This window comes from Bradyrhizobium sp. MI1.3, assembly GCF_055811695.1.
In genome coordinates, this window is record NZ_JBVVPQ010000181.1 from 1 (window position 1) to 2,520 (window position 2,520).

General features: G+C 60.6%; 1 protein-coding gene and 3 pseudogenes. 3 read left to right on the top strand and 1 reads right to left on the bottom strand.

Features of this window, described 5'->3' with window-relative positions; all coding sequences use genetic code 11:
* Window positions 1–807: 807 nt before the first annotated feature.
* The 3 genes and pseudogenes from AC0L3A_RS40420 to AC0L3A_RS40430 form a co-directional block, all read left to right on the top strand.
* A complete protein-coding gene (locus AC0L3A_RS40420) occupies window positions 808–951 on the top strand; it encodes a hypothetical protein (RefSeq protein WP_473256551.1) in 144 nt (47 codons plus the stop codon).
* 154 nt (window positions 952–1,105) lie between these two features.
* Window positions 1,106–1,321, top strand: a pseudogene (locus AC0L3A_RS40425) (cytochrome-c oxidase, cbb3-type subunit I); the annotation flags it as partial.
* Window positions 1,322–1,522: 201 nt separating this feature from the next.
* Window positions 1,523–2,172, top strand: a pseudogene (locus AC0L3A_RS40430) (alanine dehydrogenase); the annotation flags it as partial.
* A gap of 55 nt (window positions 2,173–2,227) precedes the next feature.
* Here AC0L3A_RS40430 and AC0L3A_RS40435 read toward each other — a convergent pair.
* A pseudogene (locus AC0L3A_RS40435) lies at window positions 2,228–2,520 on the bottom strand (IS256 family transposase); the annotation flags it as partial.

Sequence of the window (2,520 nt, forward strand, 5' to 3'; positions counted from 1 at the left end):
CCCCATTCGAGTCTTGACGGCAGCACGCCCGATCAAGCCTACTTCACCTCGCTGCCGCTCCGCCTGGCAGCATAACCCCGGCAGACGCTCCACTTATCGATGCGCAGATTCTGTTCAGACAACCGGGACCAGCTCACTGCCTTGCCGCTGCCCCCCGTTGGAGACCAATCCAACGGACCCGGTCGGGCCTCTCATGTTCCGATGATTACCTTCCACGCGTGATCCGGCCATCGACCCCGACGGAGCGGCATCGTCTCGCATAACGACGATGCTCATGCTGCCTTCGTGTTTAGGGAACACACTGGGCCTTCGCGAACATCCACCTTTCGAGGCTCGTTCCCGCACCCCGCATGGCTCCTGTCTACACTTCGAACCCCGCGTTGCCGCGACGCCCGCAAGACTCGGTCCCGGCCTGCCTGCTTCGGCTTTGGCCGGATGGGACTTGCACCCACAAGCATTCATCAGCTTGGCATGACGTACTCCCCGGTGGTGGTGTAGCTCGGTAAAGCAAAGCCGCCCGGACGCGCGCCTTCACATAGCGCCGTAGCGGGCGGGCGGCTTTGCGGTGGTCACCGGCAGTTCTCCGGCAGGATGGGGTTGCGACACGCCAACGCAACCGAGGAACCACCGTCTGACCGTGCGCCCGGATGGAGGAGGGGCGTCTGTGGCGCTCACCGTTACCCGGAACGCCGCTGGCGTCAGGAAGGTGACCGCCCCAGCGAATGTTGATGGCGGTGGTTTGATCCGCATCAAAGCGCACATCCGCTCCTTTATGCATAGTCGACCGCGTCCTAATAGGAGGTCGCAATGCCCATTGATTCGATTCTGGTTTCGGCCGGCGTAGTCGCGATGTTCGTGGTTTTCGCCGGGGTTCTGATCTGGGGTAGCCACCAGACCAGCGCGGTCCGGTCGAGCTTGCCTGCCGGCGCCACAAAGCGCCGGAGCTTCTGATCTGCGGGCGGCGCACCGCGCGGCAGCGGCATTTTTCACCCGGCTTGATGTTGATCAAAGGGCCGGTGGTGAAATCGGGATTGATGGAGCGGAAGCGCTCCGGGACTGCGCAAGAGAGAATCATTCCATGAACCAGTCTCAATCCTAGAAATGGATGACGGAAGGTGAAGCCGGCCTGGCTGCATTCTTCCTGGTTTCCGCCGTTCTTTGCGCGGTGGATGCGGCAAAGGCCCTGGACACCGCATTTGCGTTCCACGCCTCGCTCGGCGCGGCAGCCAGCCTCGCGGCACTCTTTGCCATCTTCAACCGCTACTTCGATGGTCGGTCGGCGTTGGTTTCTCAGGAAATCAATGGCCGGCCCAATTGGTCGACCATGCTAACCCTGGCATCGGCGACAATTCAGCCAAGATCCTGGTATCGATTTTGTCAAATTCCATAGTTTTGATTCCTGCGTGTTATAGCCAAGTATCGCTGATTTCCGGCAAAAACGTCGTCAATTAGCCCCAACTTGCAGGGTACGCAACGCCATTCCTCGCTATCAACCATCAGTAGGATAGGAAGGAGTTTGGCCATGCGAGTCGGTGTTCCGACGGAGATTAAAATACACGAGTATCGTGTCGGACTTACGCCCGGCGCGGTTCGTGAGTACGTGAGTGCAGGCCAGAGCGTCCTTGTCGAGGCAAATGCCGGCGACGGAATTGGAGCCCACGACGAGCTCTATCGCAAGGCAGGTGCCGTCGTTGTCGATACGTCTGCAGAAGTCTTTGCGACCGCCGACATGGTTGTGAAGGTCAAGGAGCCTCAGCCAGTCGAATGGTCGCAATTGCGGGAAGGCAGATTCTCTTCACCTATCTGCATCTGGCCCCAGATCCCGCGCAAGCAAAAGGCCTCATGGATTCCGGCTGCACCGCGATCGCCTACGAGACCGTGACCGCCGTGCATGGTGGTCTCCCACTTCTCGCTCCAATGAGCGAGGTCGCGGGCAGACTTTCAATCGAAGCGGCTGGAACGGCTCTTCGGCGCTACACCGGCGGTCGCGGCTTCCTCATGGGGTGTTCCCGGAGTGCAGCCGGCTCGCATCGTGGTCATTGGCGGGGGTGTTGTGGGAACGCATGCCGCGCGAATGGCTGTCGGGCTTGGAGCAGAGGTCTCAATCCTTGACCGCTCGATCCGCGACTGCGGGAATTGGATGAGATGTTTAAGGGGCGGGCTCGCACCCGGGGGGATGTCCCGATCGGTGTTGAACTGCGTCGGGCCGACGTTGCCGGGATGAATGTTACGCGGCCCTCGAGACGTGGGCAACGGGCTTGATCGTCATGCGATCGTGGTGAGCTTGAAGGGCTGCACGCAGAACCGACAATTGCTTATGCGCCTTCAATCGTCGAAAGCCCTTGTTGGCCTCGATCATGCCGGCCGCGACCCATCGCAAGGCCATACCGGCATCCCGCCAGCGTTGACGTTGCGCGTGACGCGGCGAATGGTGCCCATCATGTTCTCGGCGATGTTGGTACAGGCGAGCGATCGACGAAGCTCCTTCGGCAGCTTCAACCGGACGACAGTCAGGATTTC

Coding starts and splice junctions, on each gene's coding strand:
- AC0L3A_RS40420 (WP_473256551.1), top strand. CDS start 808: ATGCCCATTGATTCGATTCTGGTTTCGGCCGGCGTAGTCGCGATGTTC.